This window comes from Streptococcus australis (assembly GCF_015553625.1).
Classification (GTDB): Bacteria; Bacillota; Bacilli; order Lactobacillales; family Streptococcaceae; genus Streptococcus; species Streptococcus australis_B.
Genome location: NZ_JADNGY010000004.1, coordinates 47,886 through 68,447 on the forward strand (window position 1 = coordinate 47,886; position 20,562 = coordinate 68,447).

At 42.1% G+C, this 20,562-nt stretch carries 17 protein-coding genes; all 17 read left to right on the forward strand.

The window, feature by feature from the left end:
* The first annotated feature begins 94 nt into the window (after window positions 1-94).
* Complete coding sequence (locus I2D56_RS04420) at window positions 95-1,573, forward strand: flotillin family protein (RefSeq protein WP_123159489.1); 1,479 nt, start codon at window positions 95-97, stop codon at window positions 1,571-1,573.
* A 168-nt stretch (window positions 1,574-1,741) separates the two neighbouring features.
* A complete protein-coding gene (gene gndA / locus I2D56_RS04425; protein WP_006151777.1) occupies window positions 1,742-3,166 on the forward strand; it encodes an NADP-dependent phosphogluconate dehydrogenase in 1,425 nt (474 codons plus the stop codon).
* Window positions 3,167-3,175: 9 nt separating this feature from the next.
* Window positions 3,176-3,865, forward strand: a complete 690-nt coding sequence (locus I2D56_RS04430; RefSeq protein WP_195348062.1) for a response regulator transcription factor — start codon at window positions 3,176-3,178, stop codon at window positions 3,863-3,865.
* A 276-nt stretch (window positions 3,866-4,141) separates the two neighbouring features.
* Window positions 4,142-6,331 (forward strand): PTS transporter subunit IIBC, encoded by a 2,190-nt coding sequence (locus I2D56_RS04435; RefSeq protein ID WP_154854190.1) that lies wholly within the window; start codon window positions 4,142-4,144, stop codon window positions 6,329-6,331.
* A gap of 63 nt (window positions 6,332-6,394) precedes the next feature.
* On the forward strand, window positions 6,395-7,210 hold the full coding sequence (locus tag I2D56_RS04440) for an endonuclease/exonuclease/phosphatase family protein (protein WP_129822394.1): 816 nt from the start codon (window positions 6,395-6,397) through the stop codon (window positions 7,208-7,210).
* A gap of 113 nt (window positions 7,211-7,323) precedes the next feature.
* A complete protein-coding gene (gene nrdR / locus I2D56_RS04445; RefSeq protein ID WP_006595763.1) occupies window positions 7,324-7,797 on the forward strand; it encodes a transcriptional regulator NrdR in 474 nt (157 codons plus the stop codon).
* Window positions 7,798-8,970: a DnaD domain protein gene (locus tag I2D56_RS04450; protein ID WP_195213674.1), complete on the forward strand. Its 1,173-nt coding sequence runs from the start codon at window positions 7,798-7,800 to the stop codon at window positions 8,968-8,970.
* Window positions 8,971-9,870, forward strand: coding sequence for a primosomal protein DnaI (gene dnaI / locus I2D56_RS04455; protein ID WP_023024133.1), 900 nt, complete (start codon window positions 8,971-8,973; stop codon window positions 9,868-9,870).
* On the forward strand, window positions 9,867-10,583 hold the full coding sequence (locus tag I2D56_RS04460; RefSeq protein ID WP_195348063.1) for an NADPH-dependent oxidoreductase: 717 nt from the start codon (window positions 9,867-9,869) through the stop codon (window positions 10,581-10,583). The genes dnaI and I2D56_RS04460 overlap by 4 nt, the downstream gene beginning before the upstream one ends.
* A 16-nt stretch (window positions 10,584-10,599) precedes the next feature.
* Complete coding sequence (gene der / locus I2D56_RS04465) at window positions 10,600-11,910, forward strand: ribosome biogenesis GTPase Der (protein ID WP_129822391.1); 1,311 nt, start codon at window positions 10,600-10,602, stop codon at window positions 11,908-11,910.
* A 6-nt stretch (window positions 11,911-11,916) separates the two neighbouring features.
* A complete protein-coding gene (locus I2D56_RS04470) occupies window positions 11,917-12,363 on the forward strand; it encodes a hypothetical protein (RefSeq protein ID WP_195348064.1) in 447 nt (148 codons plus the stop codon).
* A 401-nt stretch (window positions 12,364-12,764) separates the two neighbouring features.
* Entirely contained in the window at window positions 12,765-15,860 is a 3,096-nt protein-coding gene (locus I2D56_RS04475; RefSeq protein WP_195348065.1) for a DEAD/DEAH box helicase, read from the forward strand.
* A gap of 57 nt (window positions 15,861-15,917) precedes the next feature.
* Window positions 15,918-16,586 (forward strand): hypothetical protein, encoded by a 669-nt coding sequence (locus I2D56_RS04480; RefSeq protein ID WP_023027160.1) that lies wholly within the window; start codon window positions 15,918-15,920, stop codon window positions 16,584-16,586.
* A 14-nt stretch (window positions 16,587-16,600) separates the two neighbouring features.
* Complete coding sequence (murC, locus tag I2D56_RS04485) at window positions 16,601-17,935, forward strand: UDP-N-acetylmuramate--L-alanine ligase (protein WP_006595771.1); 1,335 nt, start codon at window positions 16,601-16,603, stop codon at window positions 17,933-17,935.
* A gap of 9 nt (window positions 17,936-17,944) precedes the next feature.
* Entirely contained in the window at window positions 17,945-18,373 is a 429-nt protein-coding gene (locus tag I2D56_RS04490; protein WP_129822387.1) for a GNAT family N-acetyltransferase, read from the forward strand.
* 12 nt (window positions 18,374-18,385) lie between these two features.
* Complete coding sequence (locus I2D56_RS04495; RefSeq protein WP_129822386.1) at window positions 18,386-18,886, forward strand: GNAT family N-acetyltransferase; 501 nt, start codon at window positions 18,386-18,388, stop codon at window positions 18,884-18,886.
* A 62-nt stretch (window positions 18,887-18,948) separates the two neighbouring features.
* A complete protein-coding gene (gene mltG, locus I2D56_RS04500) occupies window positions 18,949-20,559 on the forward strand; it encodes an endolytic transglycosylase MltG (protein ID WP_193775110.1) in 1,611 nt (536 codons plus the stop codon).
* Window positions 20,560-20,562 lie beyond the last annotated feature (3 nt).

Genomic DNA, 20,562 nt, shown 5'->3' on the forward strand with positions numbered 1-20,562 from the left:
ATAAATACAGGCCTTTTCTTTGAGGAAAGGCCTTCTTTTGATATACTAGGATTAATAAACAACAGAGGGTAGACCTCTAAAAAGGAGAAAAAGTATGGATACTTTATTTATTCCAGGCTGGTTGATTACCGGCCTAATAGTCGCAGTTATTATTTTGATTTTGCTTGTTAAAGGTTATGTGAACGCTAAACCCAACGAAGTCGTGGTCATTACAGGTCTTCGGAAACAACGTCACTTGCGTGGGAAAGCTGGCTTTATGATTCCCTTTGTCGAACAACGCTCTTATCTTGATATTGAGCAATTCTCGACAGATGTTCGGACGTCAGAAGCAGTCCCAACACTGGACTTCATTAACGTCCGTGCCGATGCAGCTGTTAAATTAAAAATTGGTACAACCGATGAAATGATTGCCCGGGCTGCAGAAAACTTCTTGAACTGGAATACGACAGATATTTCCAATTCTGTCCAAGATGTCTTGGAAGGAAACTTGCGGGAAGTGATCGGTCAGATGGAGCTCCGTAAGATGGTCAATGACCGTCAAGAGTTTGCTTCAAAAGTGCAGGACAACGTAGCACCAGACTTGGCCAAAATGGGTCTGGAAGTCATCGCTTTTACGGTTCAATCCTTCTCTGATGAAGGGGGAGTCATCGATAACCTCGGGATTGAAAATGTTGAAACCATCAAGAAAGATGCCTTGATTGCCAAAGCCAAAGCGGAACGCGAACGCAAGGAAGTCGAAGCAGAACAAGATAAATTGGCCAACGACAAACGCGTCGCTGCTGATCTTGAAATCGCGCAAAAACAAAACGAATTAAAACTCAAACAAGCAGCCCTCAAGCAAGAAGCAGATATTGCCCAAGCAAAAGCAGATGCCGCTAAAGGGATTGAGGCAGAAGTGCAACGTCGTGAACAAGAGCGCGTGGCAGCCGAAGCCAATATCATGAAACAGGAAAAAGAAGCGGAAGTCAAAGAGCGCGAAGTTAAGGTTCGTGAGCAAGAATTGGATGCCAACATCCGCAAACAAGCTGAAGCTGAAAAATATGCGCGTCAACAAGCTGCAGAAGCAGAATTGATCGAACGCCAACGCAAGGCGGAAGCAGAACTCTTCGAAACACAAAAAGAAGCAGAAGCTCGGAAAGCCCAAGCCGAAGCTGAGAAATTCGCCCAATTGCAAGAGGCCGAAGCTATTGAAGCCAAAGGTCGCGCCGAGGCCGAAGCCATTCGCTTGAAACTGGAAGCGGAAGCCAAAGGTTTGGACCAAAAGGCCGAAGCAATGAAGAAAATGCAAGAAGCAGCCATTACTGAAATGGTCGTTGATAAGTTGCCTGAAATTGCGCGTGCTGTCGCTGAGCCATTGACCAAGGTGGATAAGATCACCATGTATGGTGAAGGAAACGCCTCTAAGATGGTGGGTGATATCATGCAAAGTATCGATCAAGTCTCTCAAGGAGCTGGATTTGATATCCGTCAATTACTAGCAGGAGCTCTTGGGGTCAATATGACGGTCAACAAACTCAAAGAAGGAGAACAACCGGTCATTGAAGCGGATGAATTAGCTTCAAAAGAAGATTAATGCCATTCATAAGTAAGTGTCTGAGAACTGTTTCTCGGGCACTTTTGTTTTTAAGATCAAATGACTTGTATGATCTTCTCTCTCTTGGAGAAGTGGGAAGCTATTTTCTACTTTCATTTGATGTCAAAAAATGGTAGAATATAGGCAAACTATAAAGAGGAGTGTCACATGACTAAAGCAAACTTTGGTGTTGTTGGTATGGCCGTAATGGGTCGTAACCTTGCCCTTAATATTGAATCTCGTGGATACACAGTTGCTATCTATAACCGTAGTAAAGAAAAAACAGAAGATGTTGTTGCTTGCCATCCTGAAAAGAACTTTGTGCCAAGCTATGATATCGAAAGCTTTGTAAACTCAATTGAAAAACCACGTCGTATCATGCTTATGGTTCAAGCAGGACCTGGTACAGATGCAACCATCCAAGCCCTTCTTCCACACTTGGATAAAGGCGATATCTTGATTGACGGAGGAAACACTTTCTACAAAGATACTATCCGTCGTAATGAAGAGTTGGCCAACTCTGGTATCAACTTTATCGGTACTGGTGTCTCTGGTGGTGAAAAAGGTGCCCTTGAAGGTCCTTCTATCATGCCTGGTGGACAAAAAGAAGCGTATGAATTGGTAGCAGACGTTCTTGAAGAAATCTCTGCCAAAGCACCAGAAGATGGCAAACCATGTGTGACTTACATCGGTCCTGATGGAGCTGGTCACTACGTGAAAATGGTCCACAACGGTATCGAGTATGGGGACATGCAATTGATCGCAGAAAGCTATGATTTGATGCAACACTTGCTTGGACTTTCAGCTCAAGATATGGCTGAAATCTTCACTGAGTGGAACAAGGGCGAATTGGACAGCTACTTGATCGAAATCACGGCTGACATCCTTGGACGTAAAGATGATGAAGGTCAAGATGGCCCAATCGTAGACTACATCTTGGATGCCGCAGGAAACAAGGGAACTGGTAAATGGACTAGCCAATCAGCGCTTGACCTTGGTGTGCCATTGTCACTCATTACGGAGTCAGTATTTGCCCGTTACATCTCTACATACAAAGAAGAACGTGTACACGCTAGCAAGGTGCTTCCAAAACCAGCTGCTTTCAAATTTGAAGGTGATAAGGCTGAGTTGATCGAAAAGATCCGTCAAGCCCTTTACTTCTCAAAAATCATTTCATACGCACAAGGTTTTGCACAATTGCGTGTTGCATCTAAAGAAAACAACTGGAACTTGCCATTTGCAGACATCGCTTCTATCTGGCGTGATGGCTGTATCATCCGTTCTCGTTTCTTGCAAAAGATCACGGATGCATACAACCGTGATGCAGACCTTGCTAACCTTCTTTTGGATGAGTACTTCTTGGATGTCACTGCTAAGTATCAACAATCTGTTCGTGATATCGTAGCTCTTGCTGTTCAAGCTGGTGTGCCAGTCCCAACCTTCTCAGCAGCTATCACTTACTTTGATAGCTACCGTTCAGCGGATCTTCCAGCGAACTTGATCCAGGCACAACGTGACTACTTCGGTGCTCACACATACCAACGTAAGGATAAAGAAGGTACCTTCCACTATTCTTGGTACGACGAAAAATAATTGTAGGTTATGACAAAGCGGATATTACTAGTAGAAAATGAAAAGAATTTAGCGCGCTTTATTGATTTAGAACTTCAGAAAGCAGGCTATGTAGTTGATTTGGTAGAACAAGGGGAACTCGCCTTGAAACTCCTGCAGGCTACAGAATATGATTTAATTCTTCTCAATTACGAACTAGAAGATATGAGTGGGGAAGAGTTTGCCCAGCGTCTGAGCCAGATTCGTCCTGCAGCAGTCTTGATTGTCTTGGATAGTCGTGAGAAAATTTCAGAGCATATGGAGAGTATCCAACGATTTGCAGTATCTTATGTCATCAAACCATTCGTGATCAGTGATTTGGTTGAGAAAATCATCGCTATTTTTAGAGGTCGTGATTTTATTGACCAACATTGTAATCAGATGAAAGCTCCTACTTCCTATCGAAATTTGCGTATTGATGTCGAGAATCATATGGTGTATCGGGGAGAAGAAGTGATTGACCTGACACGTCGAGAATATGACCTGTTAGCGACTTTGATGGGAAGCAAACATGTCCTTAGTCGGGAGCAACTCTTAGAGCGGGTGTGGAAATATGAGAGTACAGCAGAAACCAATATCGTTGATGTCTATATTCGCTATCTTCGTGGGAAAATAGATCTTCCAGGACAAAAGAGCTATATCAAAACTGTCCGAGGTGTCGGCTACCAAATGCAAGAATAACAACAATCCCTTTGATGAGAAATCTCAAAGGGATTTTTTTGTTTGTCAAAAAGGAAGAAAGAAAAATTTTTTAAAAAAATTTTTTTAAAATCTTGTGAAAGAAGCAAACGTTTGCCTGGATTACAGTATTTCCAAGGCCTTTGTATATAATGTTTGTGAATTAAAAATTTACATGTAAGGGCTTTACAAAAAGAAAAAAAGTGGTATAATAGTAAGTGAAATATGCAAACGTTTTCTCGTATTGCGGGCATTTCAATTTTATAAGGAGGTCGAATGATGAATAAACAATCATTCAAAAGTCTATTAAGCTTTGAATTTTGGCAAAAATTCGGTAAAGCGTTGATGGTGGTCATTGCAGTTATGCCGGCGGCAGGTCTGATGATCAGTCTTGGTAAAACCATTGCAATGATTAATCCAGAACTTGGTTTCTTGGTAACTACCGGTGGTGTTCTTGAACAGATCGGTTGGGGGGTTATCGGAAACCTCCACATCCTCTTTGCTCTCGCTATCGGTGGTAGCTGGGCGAAAGAACGTGCGGGTGGGGCCTTTGCAGCAGGTCTATCCTTTATCCTGATTAACCGGATCACTGGTGTGATGTTCGGTGTAACAGGAGATATGCTGAAAGATCCAGAAGCGAAGGTGAAAACACTTCTTGGTGGATCTATCAAGGTTGCTGATTACTTCACGAGTGTGTTAGAATCACCTGCCTTGAATATGGGAGTTTTCGTTGGGATTATTGCCGGTTTTGTAGGGGCAACAGCCTTTAACAAATACTACAACTACCGCAAGTTACCAGATGCCCTATCATTCTTTAACGGGAAACGCTTTGTTCCATTTGTCGTTATCCTTCGTTCTGCAATTGTGGCTCTTATCTTGTCATTCTTATGGCCAGTAGTCCAAACAGGAATTAACAACTTTGGTATTTGGATTGCTAACTCAAAAGAGACTGCTCCAATCTTAGCACCATTTGCTTTCGGTACCTTGGAACGTCTCTTGCTTCCATTTGGTCTTCACCACATGTTGACTATCCCAATCAACTATACTCAATTGGGTGGTACTTATGAAGTGTTAACTGGTGCAGCAAAAGGCACTCAAGTATTTGGTCAAGATCCACTTTGGTTGGCTTGGATTACAGACTTAGGAAATACAAAAGTTTCTGACCCTGCTACTTACCAACACTTGTTGGATACTGTCACACCTGCTCGTTTCAAAGTGGGACAAATGATCGGTTCATTCGGTATCTTGATGGGGGTTGCCCTTGCCATTTACCGTAATGTAGACCCTGATAAGAAACACAAATACAAAGGGATGATGATTGCGACTGCTCTTGCAACCTTCCTCACAGGGGTTACAGAACCAATCGAGTACATGTTTATGTTCGTAGCAATGCCTCTTTACCTCGTTTATGCAGTGGTACAAGGTGCAGCCTTCGCGATGGCAGATATCGTCAATCTCCGTGTCCATTCATTTGGATCAATTGAGTTCTTGACTCGTACACCAATGACCATTAAAGCTGGTATTGGTATGGATATCATTAATTTCATCTGGGTAACTGTACTTTTTGCAGTGATCATGTACTTCATTGCAAACTTCATGATCCAGAAATTTAACTACGCAACTCCTGGACGTAATGGAAACTACGAACAAGCTGAGGGTGGTGCAGAAGAGTCTGAAACTTCAGGTTCAAGTAAAGTGGCTGCTGCTTCTCAAGCGGTTAACATCATTAACCTTCTTGGTGGTCGTGCCAATATCGTCGATGTAGATGCATGTATGACTCGTCTTCGTGTTACTGTTAAAGACGAAACTAAAGTCGGAACAGAAGAACAATGGAAGGCTGAAGGAGCAATGGGACTTGTCATGAAAGGACAAGGTGTCCAAGCGATTTACGGTCCAAAAGCGGACGTCTTGAAATCAGATATCCAAGATTTGTTAGACTCAGGTGAAGTGATTCCTGAAACTCTTCCAAGTCAAAAGACAGCGGTTCAACAAGCAGAAGTTGCCTTTAAAGGGGTGACGGAAGAAGTTCACTCAGTTGCTGAAGGACAAGTCATTGAATTAGAAAAAGTTCAAGATCCAGTCTTCTCACAAAAAATGATGGGTGACGGATTTGCAGTTGAACCAGCAAATGGTCAGATTGTTTCACCAGTAGCTGGTAAGGTGACAAGCGTCTTCCCTACCAAACATGCGCTTGGTTTGGTAACAGAATCTGGTCTTGAAGTCCTCGTTCATATCGGTCTTGATACTGTAAGTTTGGAAGGTAAACCTTTCACAGTGAAGGTAGAAGAAGGCCAAACAGTGGCAGCGGGAGACCTATTGGTAGAAGCAGATTTGGATGCTATTCGTGAAGCTGGACGTGCAACTTCAACAGTTGTAGTCTTCACAAATGGTGCAGCAATTAAATCTGTTACTCTTACACAAACTGGTCAACTTCCAGCAGATGCTGTGGTTGCTAAGGTTGAATTATAATCTATGAGAGTTATTCCTTGTATCTATTGGATACAGGGAATTCTCTATTAGGAGAGTAGGATCATGAAATTTTTAACTTTAAACACTCATAGTTGGATGGAAGAAAATCCCCAACAAAAATTTGAGGACTTATTAAAAGACATTCTTGAAAAGCAATACGACTTGATTTGTTTCCAAGAAATTAATCAGACCATCGAAAGTCCAGTTGTTCCTGTTAATGACTTGTACCATCCAACTCCTTCTTCGGAGCCGATCCATCAGGATCACTATGTTCGTTGTTTAGTTGAAAAATTAGAAGAAGAAGGATTGAGCTACCACTGGACCTGGGCTTATAACCATATCGGCTATGACCGTTATCATGAAGGTGTGGCGATTCTATCGCGTACCCCAATCCAGGCAAGCGAACTCTTGGTTTCAGATGTGAATGATCCAACAGATTATCATACACGACGGATTGCCATTGCAGAAACCCAAGTTGATGGGAAAGACATTGCTGTTGCCAGTGTTCACCTCTCTTGGTGGGACAAAGGCTTCCAGCAAGAGTGGGCGCGTTTAGAAGAACGCTTTAGCCAATTGCAAAAGCCTTTGATTTTAGCTGGGGACTTTAATAATCCAGCTGGGCAAGAAGGTTATGAAGCCATTTTAGCGAGCCCGCTAGCTCTTCAAGATAGCTTTATTGAAGCTCGCCAGACCAAGGGGACTTACACTGTAGGTCCTGGAATTGATGGATGGGATGATAATCAAGTACCCTTGCGGATTGATTATATTTTCACCTCAAAAGAATGGGTTATCGAACGGCTAGAAGTTGTGTTTGATGGTTCTAGTCAGCCTCTCGTCAGCGACCATTATGGTTTGTCAGCTGACTTGTATTTACCATAATATTCAAATCCCTATCCCTCCAGGAGGCTAGGGATTTTCTTTATTTCCCTTGCTTTCACTTTAGCCCTAAATATGATAGAATAAAGTATTAAGAAACGATAAGGAGGGTGTCCATGCGGTGTCCAAAATGTGGCGGAAATAAGTCTAGTGTTGTAGATAGTCGCCAGGCAGAAGATGGAAAAACGATTCGTAGAAGAAGAGAATGTGATGAATGTCATCATCGCTTCACCACTTATGAACGAGTAGAAGAGCGGACTCTTGTTGTGGTGAAAAAAGATGGCACCCGGGAACAGTTTTCTAGAGATAAAATATTTAATGGGATTATTCGATCTGCTCAGAAACGTCCCGTGTCGAGTGACGAAATTGAGGAAATTGTGGGGCGAATCGAACAAAAGATTCGTAGTCAGAGTGAAAATGAGATCCAGAGTGACTATATCGGATCACTTGTCATGGACGAGTTAGCAGAATTGGACGAAATTACCTATGTTCGATTTGCGAGTGTCTATCGTAGTTTCAAGGATGTTGGTGAATTGGAAAGTCTCTTAAAGCAGATTACCAAAGGAACGAAGAAGAAAAAGGAAAAATAGATGAAGCCCAATACTTCATTTTCTTTCTTGAAGAATAATTATTTAGCGCCTACAGGAGCCTCTTTCACGCATCTGTATGGACCAATATTAGGTGTTCAAGCAAGTCAATTATATACTTTTCTGCTGAGTCTCTATGATCAGGGGAAAGAAAAACGGCTGATTGCTGTTGTTTTAAATCATTTGGATCTAGGTTTCGCTCATTTTCTCGAAAGTCTAGACCGTTTGATTGCCATGAATTTACTAGAGGTTTTTGAGACAGATGAAGGAATTCAGTTCCGATTTTTGGCTCCGCTAGAAGCAGATCAATTTTTCGCGAATATCGCTTATCAGAAGTTGCTGGAGAAAAAAATAGGAGAAGCAGCAGTTCGTGACTTGCTTCCTGAAAAACCAGAGGGAGAGAAACGGAAGGTGAACTTTGCCTCTATTTTTGGGATTGATGGTGTTTCGACCCCTCAGAGGAAAGTATCTTCCTTCAGTTTAGAGCACTTTAAACAATTAATGGTACGGGATGGCCTTCGTTTTGAGAACGAACAAGAGGACCTCTTAGTTCTTTATGCCATCACCGAAGAGAAGAATTGGACTTGGTACGAGACCTATCTGTTGGCCAAGGAGACAGCGGTTAATTTGGTCATTTCGACCAAACGGATGAGACAAAAACTGACCCAAGAGCCACAAGAAAAAGGTAAGGATGAGTTCACTCCGCAGGAAAGGGCCATTATCCGGGAAGCTAAAAATAAGACCAGTCGTCAATTTTTAGCAGGAATAAAAAAAGCGCGTAAGGCTGTTGTGACCCAATCAGAACGCCAAGTAATTTCTGACTTGGCCCGTTTAGGCCTGTTAGATGAAGTTATAAATGTGATCTTGTTGTTTACCTTTAACAAGGTTGCTTCCGCCAATCTCAATGAAAAGTATGCCTTAAAAGTTGGAAATGACTTTGCTTATGAGGGGATAAAGACGGCTGAGGAGGCCGTTCTGAAGATCCGCCAGCGCCAAGACTCCCATTTACAAAAAGCAAAAGAGAAAGTAGCTAAGAGTGGGTCAGCGACAGGAAAGACCAATGTTCCGAAGTGGAGTCAGCCTAACTATACCAATCAGACTAGCCAAGAAGAACAGGCTAATCTGGAACAACAAAAACGAGCCTTGCTCGAGAAATTAAATCAAGGAGGGGAGTAAATGGAGAGCGTAGGGAAAACCATGTCCCAGATGAATCGATCACAGCAGTTCAATTATGAAGAATTGGTAGCTCAAATTCTCGCCGAACCTGAGATTGCAACCTTTATTCAAAAGGAGGGTTTATCGGATGTAGAAATCCGTCGTAGCATTTCCAAATTTAACCAATACATCAGTGAGCGCAATCGCTTTGTCCTTGGGGATGCAGATTATATTGCAAGAGGGTATAAGCCTGTTTTAGTCATGAATGAAGGTTATGCGGATGTTTCCTATGAGGAGACACCTGAATTAATCGAGGCACAAAAACAAGCCGCTATCAATAGACGCTTGCAGCTGATCAACTTACCAAGCACCTTGAAGGAAGCTTCCTTAGCGAAAGTCGACTTGGATGATCGTGGGCGTTTTGGAGCCTTTGAAGAGTTGGCCAATTTTGTTGCTTCCTATCCTCAAGCTCGTAAAGGGATTTTTCTATATGGAGATTTTGGAGTTGGGAAAAGCTATATGATGGCAGCTCTTGCTCATGACTTGTCTGAAAAACGTCAGGCTTCCTCCACCATTCTACATTTCCCAAGCTTTGTCATCGATGTCAAAAATGCCATTAATACAGGTCAGGTTAAAGAGATGTTGGATCAGGTCAAGAAGGCTGAAATTTTGATTCTTGATGATATTGGGGCAGAGCAAATGTCGCCTTGGGTCCGGGATGAAGTCTTGCAAGTGATTTTGCAACATCGGATGCAGGAGATTCTTCCAACCTTCTTTACTTCGAATTTCAACTTTGAAGATTTGGAACGTCATTTTGCTACATCTCGGAATGGAGATGAGACTTGGCAAGCCAAACGTGTCATGGAGCGAATCAAGTTCCTTGCTAAAGAAGTCCGCCTAGAAGGAGAAAATCGCCGATGAATCCTGTTATTGATTTGATGAAATCTCATTCCTCTGTCCGTCGCTTTAAGGAGGAGGACATCAAAGAGGAAGACCTTCAAGCAATCCTAACAGCAGGACAGATGGCTTCCTCTTGGAAGAACTTCCAGTCTTATTCCATTATCTTAGTGAGAAGCCAGGAAAAGAAAGAGGGGCTCTATCAATTCGTCCCTCAGGAGGCAATTCGTCAATGCTCTGTTTTCTTACTGTTTGTAGGAGATCTCAACCGAGCTGAAAAAGGGGTTCGAATGCATACGGATCAATTCCATCCAGAAGGACCAGATAATTTATTGATTACTTCTGTAGATGCGGCCTTGGCAGGTCAGAATACCTTGCTAGCTGCTGAAAGTCTAGGCTACGGAGGAGTCATTATTGGCTTGGTTCGGTATGAAGCGGCTGAAGTGGCCAAACTATTTAACTTACCAGACTACACCTATCCTGTCTTTGGGATGGCTTTAGGAGTGCCAAATCAGAACCATCCTGTGAAGCCCCGCCTTCCTTTGGAAGCTGTTGTCTTCGAAGAAAGTTACCAGGAGCAGACTCCTGAAGTGATTGAAGCCTTTGATCGAGTACAGACTGCCTATGCTGGAGCACGGGCAACGGATACTTGGAGCCAACGCTTGGCTGCCCAATTTGGACAGGAAGAACCAGCTGCTACGGCAGAATTATTAAAGAAACACCAACTAGAAAAATAAGAGAAAAGAGGACACCATGGCTTTACCTACTGTTGCCATTGTAGGACGTCCAAATGTCGGGAAGTCAACGCTCTTTAACCGGATTGCCGGTGAGCGGATTTCCATTGTCGAGGATGTCGAAGGGGTTACTCGGGACCGTATTTATGCAACGGCTGAGTGGCTCAACCACCAATTTAGTATTATTGATACTGGCGGGATTGATGACGTGGACGCACCTTTCATGGAGCAAATCAAGCACCAAGCGGAGATTGCCATGGATGAAGCAGACGTCATTGTCTTTGTCGTATCTGGAAAAGAAGGGATTACAGATGCAGATGAGTATGTCGCTCGGATGCTCTACAAGACCCACAAACCAGTCATTTTAGCGGTCAATAAAGTGGATAATCCAGAGATGCGAACTGACATCTATGATTTCTACGCTCTTGGCCTGGGCGAACCCTTGCCAGTGTCATCTGTGCACGGGATTGGTACAGGGGATGTCTTGGATGCCATCGTTGAAAACCTTCCGACGGATCGGGAGCCAGAAAATCCAGATGTCATCAAGTTCAGCTTGATTGGCCGCCCTAATGTCGGAAAATCTAGTCTGATCAATGCCATCCTTGGGGAAGACCGCGTCATTGCCAGTCCTGTAGCAGGAACTACGCGAGATGCGATTGACACCCATTTCACCGATGCAGAAGGCCAAGAGTACACCATGATTGATACAGCCGGAATGCGGAAATCTGGTAAGGTCTATGAAAATACAGAGAAATATTCTGTGATGAGGGCTATGCGGGCTATCGATCGCTCGGATGTGGTCTTGATGGTCTTGAACGCAGAAGAAGGAATCCGCGAGTACGATAAGCGGATTGCCGGATTTGCCCATGAAGCTGGAAAAGGGATGATCATCGTGGTCAATAAGTGGGATACCCTTGAAAAGGATAACCACACCATGAAGCAATGGGAAGATGATATTCGAGATCAATTCCAATACTTATCTTATGTACCTATTATCTTTGTCTCTGCTTTGACCAAGCAACGCTTGCACAAGCTACCAGATATGATCAAGCAGATCAGTGAGAGCCAAAATACACGGATTCCTTCAGCTGTCTTGAACGATGTCATCATGGATGCCATTGCCATTAATCCGACACCGACAGATAAAGGAAAACGTCTAAAAATCTTCTATGCGACTCAGGTTGCTACCAAGCCACCAACCTTTGTGGTCTTTGTCAATGAAGAAGAGCTCATGCACTTCTCTTATCTTCGTTTCTTGGAAAATCAAATTCGGAAAGCCTTTGTCTTTGAAGGAACCCCAATCCATTTGATTGCTCGGAAACGGAAGTAGGTATTTATGAAAACCTTGAAACAAGGACTCCTGCTTGTAGTCATATTTATAGTATTTCTGGGACTGACAGCTTGTAGCGTTGAAAGAGAAGAAACCTATGAGAAAAAAGATAAAGACATTCTTCTTCGAGTGACGATTCGACATAGAGCCAATCAAATGATCTCTGAAGAGTTTTGGGCTGATAATTTTAATGTAAATATTGAAGATGACTCTGAGTTCGAATATATTAAAAAAGAAATTGTTGAACCTAAAAAAGGAATTTCGGGCTATACAACAGATGTGAGTCGGACGAAAGAGGGTGGACTGATGATTCATACCAAGATCGTCTACCAAGACTTAGATATTGAAGCCTTAAATAAAGCCAACGATGAGAAAAAAACGTTTGGAGAACTGGCCAACTATTCAGAACATATCAAAAATTTCAAAAAAGAAGGCTATAAGAGAATAAAATAAAAGGAACACACTTGGTGTTCCTTTTAGAATGTAAACAAACCATTATTAACATAAAATAGCTAGCTATTTTTCAAATAATGACTTTTATTTTTGGAGTCATTCAAGTAGATCTGAAACTTTCCGCCGTGAGAAAAGTGCTAGAAACAAGATTGTTTCTAGCACTCGGGAGTTTTGGAACCTTGGGTCCAAAACTAAGTCATGGAACTTCATAGAAGTTCCATGACGTCCGTACTCACCTAAGGGAAGTTTCTAAGAATAACTCTTCTTTAATTTGAATGGAAAAAGAAAAGTGGAGTAGGTGATAGTAAAATCAGGCATTGAATTCTTCACAATTCTTTGTCTTTTTTTTCTATTTTAGAGGGGATATGATATAATAAAGGGATAAACATAAGGTGGTAAATATGGCAAAATTAATTCCTGGGAAAATCCGTTCAGAAGGAATCCTTCTCTATGAAAACGGGAAAGTATCCCTACAGGAAATGAAGAATCAGTACCTCTATTTCAGAATTGACAATGAGTCCCTCCGCTATAGTCTAGATGATCAAGCAATTTTTTGTAGTTGTGAGTTTTTCCAGAAGAAAAAATTCTGTGTGCATTTAGCCGCAGGAGAAGCCTTTTTAAAAAATGATGAAGAAGGGAAGGAACTCTTGCTTGGTTTAGAGCAAGATGCAACAGAAAGTCAAGAAACAAAGGAAAAAGTATCTTTTGGAAGTTTGTTTTTAGATCAAGTCCTACCAAAAATTGAAAGCAAGGAAGTCCGTTTTGGTCTCTCAGCAACCGGTCATGTAGACGACTATTCCGGTCAGTTTTTGTGGACCCTTCGTATCTATCGCAGACCGGATGAGAGATCTTATGTAGTGCGGGATGTTGTGGCTTTTTTGCAAGCTATCAGAAAGCAGTCCCATTTTGCGATTGGGAAAAGTTATTACGAGCCGATTTCCTATGCGGCCTTTGACCCTGAAAGTCGCGCCTTGATACGATTCTTAGAAGGGTTATTATCGGGGGACACGGTACATGATGCTCTATTCTTTCCAAATGGAGGCCGTCACCTTTACTTTCCAATGAGCTTCTTTGAAGAGGCTGTGCAATTATTGATGGATTTACCGTCCTTTACCCTTGAAGTCGGGATGGATACCTATCAGGAAGTTTTCTTTCAAGAACTCCAGGAAGATTCAGGCTTGTTTTCTTTCCAAGTCGTGGAAATGAAGGAGTTTATCGAACTACAGGTCCAAGTGGCTTCCTATAAAATGGTGGAAGGTCGCTTTCTTTTGGTAAATGGCCATTTTTACCAAATCTCCCCACTGCAAAAGATTTTGATTGAGGCTGTTCAGAGTTTACCCCTATCTAGTGATCAGAAGAGACATGTTCAATTTGATTTGTCAGATCAGACCAAATTGACCTATAGCTTAGAGCAATTCAGGAAAATTGGTGAGGTGAAAGCACCAAGTAACTTTTATATCCATGATTTTCAACCTCACTTTACTTTTGATTTATCTGAACAGGGAGAAGTGTTGTTAGAAGTAGCATTTGTCTACGAAGATTGTATCGTTTGCTCTGACCAAGAACTTAAGAATCTGCCTTATTCCAGTAATTTTGATAAGGAACGTTTGGTTTTTGAAACCATTTTGGCAGCTGGTTTTACCAATCACTTTCAAACCAAACGGTCTCCTCTTCTTCCTAAACAAATCTATCCTTTCTTTCAGCAGACCCTTCCATTATTTGAACAACTAGGAGAGGTGGACGCTTCGGAGAAATTGTTGGATTTGTATCAGGTGGAGAAGCCCAAGATTGACATTCAAACCAGTGGACGACTGCTTGAAATCGGTTTTGAATTTGACTCCATTGATCCTTCTGAAGTTGACCAAGTCATGAGTGCCTTAATCGAGAAGAATGACTATTACATCAGTCAAACAGGGAAGGTCCTTATCTTTGATGAAGAAACCAAGCGTATCAGTCAGACCTTATTGAATCTTCGCGCAAAGAAGACAAAAACAGGTCAGTTGCAGACCAATCGCATTGCAGCTTTCCAGCTCTCCCAGTTATTTGAGACAGCTGACAATGTCCGATTTTCTGAAGAGTTTCGTCATTTGGCTCATGATTTGATTCATCCAGAGCAATTTCCATTAGGTAAGCTGCAAGTAACAGCTAAACTACGAGATTATCAGGAAGTAGGAGTCCGCTGGCTATCCATGCTCAATCACTACGGCTTTGGGGGAATTTTGGCAGATGATATGGGACTTGGAAAGACACTCCAGACTATTGCCTTTCTCTCGAGTGTTGTGACAGCAGATTCTAAGATTTTGATCTTAGCTCCATCTAGTTTAATCTATAATTGGAAAGAGGAGTTCGAAAAGTTCGCCCCACAAATGAAAGTAGAGGTCATTTATGGCCTTAAAGCAAGTCGCGACGAGATTATTGCAAGCAATCCTCAGGTAGCGATTACCAGTTATGCTTCCTTCCGTCAGGACGTAGAGCAATACGAAAAAAATCAGTACCAATACTTAATCTTGGATGAAGCGCAGGTCATGAAAAATTCCCAAACCAAAATTGCTCAATACTTACGGAAATTCGATGTTCCTCATACTTTTGCTTTGTCGGGAACACCAATAGAAAACCATGTGGAGGAACTCTGGTCGATTTTCCAAATTGTTCTTCCTGGTTTATTTCCCGGTAAAAAAGAATTTAAACAATTGAGTCCAGAGACCATTTCTCACTACGTCAAGCCTTTTATCATGAGACGGAAAAAAAGTGAAGTCTTGCAGGAACTTCCGGATCTGATAGAGATGACCTATAAGAATGAATTGGCTGACGATCAAAAAACAATCTATTTGGCTCAGTTGAAGCAAATGCAAGACCGCATTCTAAGCTCTTCTGAAGAGGAACTCAATCGCAGTAAGATGGAAATCTTATCTGGCCTGATGCGTCTTCGTCAAATTTGTGATACGCCATCCCTCTTTTTAGAGGATTATACTGGGGAAAGCGGGAAGTTGGATAGCCTTCGAGAACTGCTAGAGCAGATCAAAGACGGCAACCAACGTGTCTTGATCTTCTCACAATTTAGGGGTATGTTGGATATCATTGAAAAAGAGTTGGATGCTCTGAAGATGACTTCTTTTAAAATCACGGGATCTACGCCAGCTAATGAACGCCAAGACATGACCAATGCCTTTAATTCCGGTCAAGGAGATGCCTTTCTCATTTCCTTGAAAGCAGGTGGAGTTGGTTTGAATTTGACAGGTGCGGACACGGTTATTCTAGTTGACCTATGGTGGAACCCTGCGGTAGAAGATCAAGCCATTGGCCGTGCCCATCGAATGGGACAAGATAAGAATGTTGAGGTCTACCGGATGATCACTCGAGGGACCATTGAAGAAAAAATACAAGAGCTCCAGACCAGCAAACGTCATTTAGTTTCTACCATATTAGATGGTACCGAAACGCGCTCTAGTCTTTCTATTGAAGAAATTCGGGAAATTTTGGGTATTTCGGTGGAATAACTTGAAAAATAAAATGAATAGTTTATAATTAATGAAGTGTCGAAAGGAAGAAGAAGGATGACGGATAAGCATTTCCCACAAGTAGCAGATGATGAAATCATGCTAACTCAAATGCCCCATATGAATTTATATGATGACGGGGACTTCATTAGTAATATTCTTGGAGAGTATACAGATAAAAATTATTTAGAATGGGAGCCGATTGCTACTGGAAAGACTGCAGAGCAGCCCTATCAGAAATCCCTTCAAAAGTCTCTTCAAAAACCATTTGAAGTGCCCAAGTCAAGAAGGCAGCCAATGGCTCCGGATTTCAAGGAACCTGTTGATAAAAAGAGCCCGGCAAATCGCTACGCAGAAGAGGCGCGTGAAGCAGCGCGAGCTGATTTGAAAAAGAAGCGAACGGCTCCTTATTTAACAGCAGATATTGCCTCTAAACCCAATCGGAAAAAATTCACCCCTTCTTTCATACCAAAAGTGAAGCCAACAGCTCCTTTTCAAAAAGAAAATCCAGGTGAATTAATCAAATATGGCGAGCGACTGAAACAAGAGCAATTGATTCTTTTAGAGGAGGCAGAGGAACTTCCGGTTCAAGAGTCTCACCAAGAAGAAAAGCCAAAGAAGAATAATTATGATTTCTTGAAAAAGAGTCAAATCTATAACAAGGATCATCAAAACATCCAAACGAGACCCATTAAACAAGAACTCGATGTGACCAATCTGGACTAGCAGGAGGAGAAACTATGTCAAAAACATTTCATTTTATCGGAATAAAAGGAGCAGGTATGAGCGCCTTGGCTCTGATGCTCCATCAGATGGGACACACTGTACAAGGATCTGATGTGGAGAAATACTACTTTACACAAAGAGGTTTAGAGCAGGCAGGGATTACCATTTTACCATTCAGTGAAGAAAATCTTACCGGTGATCAAATCTTGATCGCAGGGAATGCGTTTAAACCTGAAAATAATGTAGAGATTGCTTATGCAGATGCTCAAGGCTACACCTATCAACGCTACCATGAATTCTTGGGTGAATTTATGCGTGATTTTGTCAGCATGGGAGTAGCAGGAGCTCACGGGAAAACTTCTACTACAGGGATTTTGTCCCATGTCTTGTCTAATATCACAGATACCAGCTATTTGATTGGTGATGGAACTGGCCGTGGTTCCAAAGGTGCTAAGTACTTTGTCTTTGAATCAGACGAGTACGAACGTCACTTTATGCCTTACCACCCAGAGTATTCGATTATCACCAATATTGATTTTGACCATCCTGACTACTTTACTGGCCTAGAAGATGTCTTTAATGCCTTCAATGATTATGCCAAACAAATCTCCAAAGCCTTGTTCATCTATGGGGAAGATCCTGAGCTTCGTCGGATTACAGCTAATGCCCCAATCTATTACTATGGCTTTGAAGAAGAGGGCAATGATTTTGTAGCCAGTGATCTCTTGCGTTCTACTACTGGATCAACCTTTACTGTTCACTTCCGTGGAGAAGATTTGGGACAGTTCCAAATCCCATCCTTCGGACGTCACAATATCATGAATGCTACAGCGGTCGTTGGTTTGCTTTATATCGCTGGATTCGATCTTGATTTAGTTCGGGAACACTTAAAAACATTTGGCGGGGTCAAACGTCGCTTTACAGAAAAGATTGTCAACGATACCGTCATCATCGATGACTTTGCCCACCATCCAACTGAAATTATTGCCACTTTGGATGCAGCCCGTCAAAAATACCCAAGTAAGGAAATCGTAGCGGTCTTCCAACCTCATACCTTTACTCGGACGATTGCCCTCTTGGATGAGTTTGCGGATGCCTTGAATCAGGCTGATGCGGTGTACTTGGCACAGATTTATGGATCAGCCCGTGAAGTGGATCATGGGGATGTCAAAGTTGAAGATCTAGAAGCGAAAATTATTAAGAAATCAGGTGTGATTACAGCTGAAAACGTTTCTCCACTTTTGGATCATGACAATGCCGTTTATGTCTTCATGGGAGCAGGAGATATTCAGACCTATGAATATTCATTTGAACGTTTACTTGGGAACTTGACCAATAACGTTCAATAAGGAGATACCATGCAACCAAGCGTTAGGATTCGGTTTGCTAAAGAAAATGATTGGGATGAGATCGAGCAGATCACGTCCCAAAATTTTTCTTTTCAAAGAGAGAAGTTGCAAGAACTGAATGGGTTTAGGACCCTGGTCTTAGAATTTGAAGGGCAAGTGATTGGAAGTTGCCTGATTCAGATGGAGGATCAGTTCGAGAATCCCTCTTTAAAATTATTGTGGTTGGAAATTCTTCCAGACTTTAGAAAACAAGGCTTTGGTACCTTGTTACTGGCCTCACTCAAGTCTCTTGTAGCTCAAGAATCCTTGTTAGAGATTCATGTGACCTGCCAGGAAGAGTTGATTCCGTATTTTGAAATGAATGATTTTCAACTAGAGATAGAGGATAAGGAAGAAGGAGTGGAGGGCTATCACCTAATGTGGCACCTATCCCTATAGAAAGGAAGAAAAATGAACATTCGTCGCGCAACGATTGAGGATTTAGAAGCCATTTTTGCCATAGAACTGGAAAATTTTAGTCCAGAAGAGGCAATAGATAAGACGGTGCTTGCAAAACATATTGACGTTTTTTCTACTAGCTTTTTGGTCGCTGAAAAAGATGGCCAGATCCTAGGCTATCTAGAAGGACCCGTTACTCAAAAGCGATATGTCGATGACCGCTCTTTTACAACAGAAGTAAAGGATGAGTCCTATCTACCAGGTGGTTTTATTACCCTTACGAGTCTTTCGATTTCTCAGTCTGCCCAAGGCTTAGGAGTTGGGAAAGCCCTACTTGAAGCCATGAAGAATCTTGCCTTAGAAGAAGGACGGGAAGGGGTTAGTTTGACCTGTCATGATTACTTGATTGGGTATTATGAAAGGAACGGCTTTGTAAACGAAGGACGCTCGGCCTCTAACTATGCTGGGGAAGTCTGGTACGATTTAGTATGGGAGGTCCCATCAAGTAAGTGATCAATAGGATTTAAGACCCTCAATCCTCGTTCCTATTGCTTTTCTATCCCTTTTAAGATATAATATTAAGGATTATGACAAGGGGGGTCAAGTATTTGACTGAAAACCAACAAGAGAATGAAAAATTATTAAGCTTCAAAGAGCGGATTCTCCGTGATCTTGAAGAAGCCAATAAACAGATTGTACAGGTTGAAAAAGAAGTTGACTTACCTGTTCAAGAAATTTCTATTCCAGAGAACCAAGAAGACGAGACGGAAGGGGCGCTTTCTGAGCTTGTGTCGGAAGAGTCCGAAGTTCAGGAAACCGTAGAGATTCCAGAGGAAGTAGAAAAAGTAGAAGTACCAGAGGTTACAGAGGTTCCTGCAATTCAGGAAGTAGCCGAAGAGAACCAAGAAGAAACACCTCTACCAATCGAAGAGCCAACTCGAGAATCAGAAAGCTCAAGTCAGCCTGTGGCTGTTTCGAGAAAAGAAACACCTGTATCTAGTGTTTCGCGCAAGGATCGGGATCAACGCGTTCAGAAAAAGAAAAAGCAGAACACCATTGCGAAGCGGATCGTCTTGACAGTTCTAGGAATTCTTTTTGTCTTAATGGTTGCAACTGGAATTTTTGCAGTGACCTATGTTCAATCTAACTTAAACGCTATGGATGCCAAGGCTACAGAGTTTGTAACCGTTGAAATTCCTGCTGGTTCTAGCAATCGTGAAATTGGGACTATTTTGGAGAAAAAAGGCTTGATTAAGAATGGCCAGTTCTTCAACTATTACACCAAGTTCAAGAATTATGGGAACTTCCAATCCGGTTATTTCAATCTTCAAAAGAGTATGGATCTCGATACCATTATTCAAAAATTGCAAGAGCAAGGAACTAAAACTCCGGAACCACCAGTCTTAGGAAAAATTACCATTCCTGAGGGCTACACAATTGATCAAATCGCGGAAGTGGTTTCTGTGGATGCGAGCTCCAAATCTGGTGCCAAGACTCCATATACGCAAGAAGAATTCCTAAAAGTCATCCAAGATGATGCCTTTATTGAAAAGATGGTAGCCAAATATCCTAAGTTACTCGCAACCTTGCCGTCCAAAGAAAGTGGCGTACGCTATCGCTTAGAGGGCTATCTCTTCCCAGCTACTTACGGTTATGGAAAAGATAGTAAAATGGAAGATCTTGTAGACCAAATGTTAGCTGCAATGGACCAAAATCTTTCAGCCTACTATGACACTATGGAAGCTAAAAATATTGATGTCAATGAGGCATTGACTCTGGCTTCTTTGATTGAAAAAGAAGGCGCTACAGATAAAGACCGCAAGGATATTGCCAGTGTCTTTTATAACCGTTTGAATCAAGATATGCCTCTTCAAAGTAATATTGCCATCTTGTACGCACAAGGTCAATTAGGCAAGAAGACGACTCTTAAAGAAGACGCAACGATTGACACCAATATTGATTCACCTTATAATATCTACAAGAATACTGGTTTGATGCCTGGTCCAGTAGATAGTCCTGGGCTATCTGCAATTGAAGCAGCTGTCAACCCAAGCAAGACAGACTACCTCTACTTTGTCGCAAATGTAGAGACAGGGGAAGTCTATTTTGCGAAAACTTTTGAGGAACACACTAAAAACGTGGAAGAACACGTGAATAGCAAATTAACAGAAAGCAGCTCAAACTAAGGA

Excerpts from the sequence above, each read along its gene's own strand:
- I2D56_RS04470 (WP_195348064.1), top strand. The coding sequence starts at position 11,917 with ATGAAAACCTTGAAACAAGGACTCCTGCTTGTAGTCATATTTATAGTA.
- I2D56_RS04440 (WP_129822394.1), top strand. The coding sequence starts at position 6,395 with ATGAAATTTTTAACTTTAAACACTCATAGTTGGATGGAAGAAAATCCC.
- dnaI (WP_023024133.1), top strand. The coding sequence starts at position 8,971 with ATGGAGAGCGTAGGGAAAACCATGTCCCAGATGAATCGATCACAGCAG.
- I2D56_RS04430 (WP_195348062.1), top strand. The coding sequence starts at position 3,176 with ATGACAAAGCGGATATTACTAGTAGAAAATGAAAAGAATTTAGCGCGC.
- gndA (WP_006151777.1), top strand. The coding sequence starts at position 1,742 with ATGACTAAAGCAAACTTTGGTGTTGTTGGTATGGCCGTAATGGGTCGT.
- I2D56_RS04495 (WP_129822386.1), top strand. The coding sequence starts at position 18,386 with ATGAACATTCGTCGCGCAACGATTGAGGATTTAGAAGCCATTTTTGCC.
- I2D56_RS04480 (WP_023027160.1), top strand. The coding sequence starts at position 15,918 with ATGACGGATAAGCATTTCCCACAAGTAGCAGATGATGAAATCATGCTA.
- I2D56_RS04475 (WP_195348065.1), top strand. The coding sequence starts at position 12,765 with ATGGCAAAATTAATTCCTGGGAAAATCCGTTCAGAAGGAATCCTTCTC.
- I2D56_RS04490 (WP_129822387.1), top strand. The coding sequence starts at position 17,945 with ATGCAACCAAGCGTTAGGATTCGGTTTGCTAAAGAAAATGATTGGGAT.
- der (WP_129822391.1), top strand. The coding sequence starts at position 10,600 with ATGGCTTTACCTACTGTTGCCATTGTAGGACGTCCAAATGTCGGGAAG.
- I2D56_RS04435 (WP_154854190.1), top strand. The coding sequence starts at position 4,142 with ATGAATAAACAATCATTCAAAAGTCTATTAAGCTTTGAATTTTGGCAA.
- I2D56_RS04460 (WP_195348063.1), top strand. The coding sequence starts at position 9,867 with ATGAATCCTGTTATTGATTTGATGAAATCTCATTCCTCTGTCCGTCGC.
- murC (WP_006595771.1), top strand. The coding sequence starts at position 16,601 with ATGTCAAAAACATTTCATTTTATCGGAATAAAAGGAGCAGGTATGAGC.
- nrdR (WP_006595763.1), top strand. The coding sequence starts at position 7,324 with ATGCGGTGTCCAAAATGTGGCGGAAATAAGTCTAGTGTTGTAGATAGT.
- I2D56_RS04450 (WP_195213674.1), top strand. The coding sequence starts at position 7,798 with ATGAAGCCCAATACTTCATTTTCTTTCTTGAAGAATAATTATTTAGCG.
- I2D56_RS04420 (WP_123159489.1), top strand. The coding sequence starts at position 95 with ATGGATACTTTATTTATTCCAGGCTGGTTGATTACCGGCCTAATAGTC.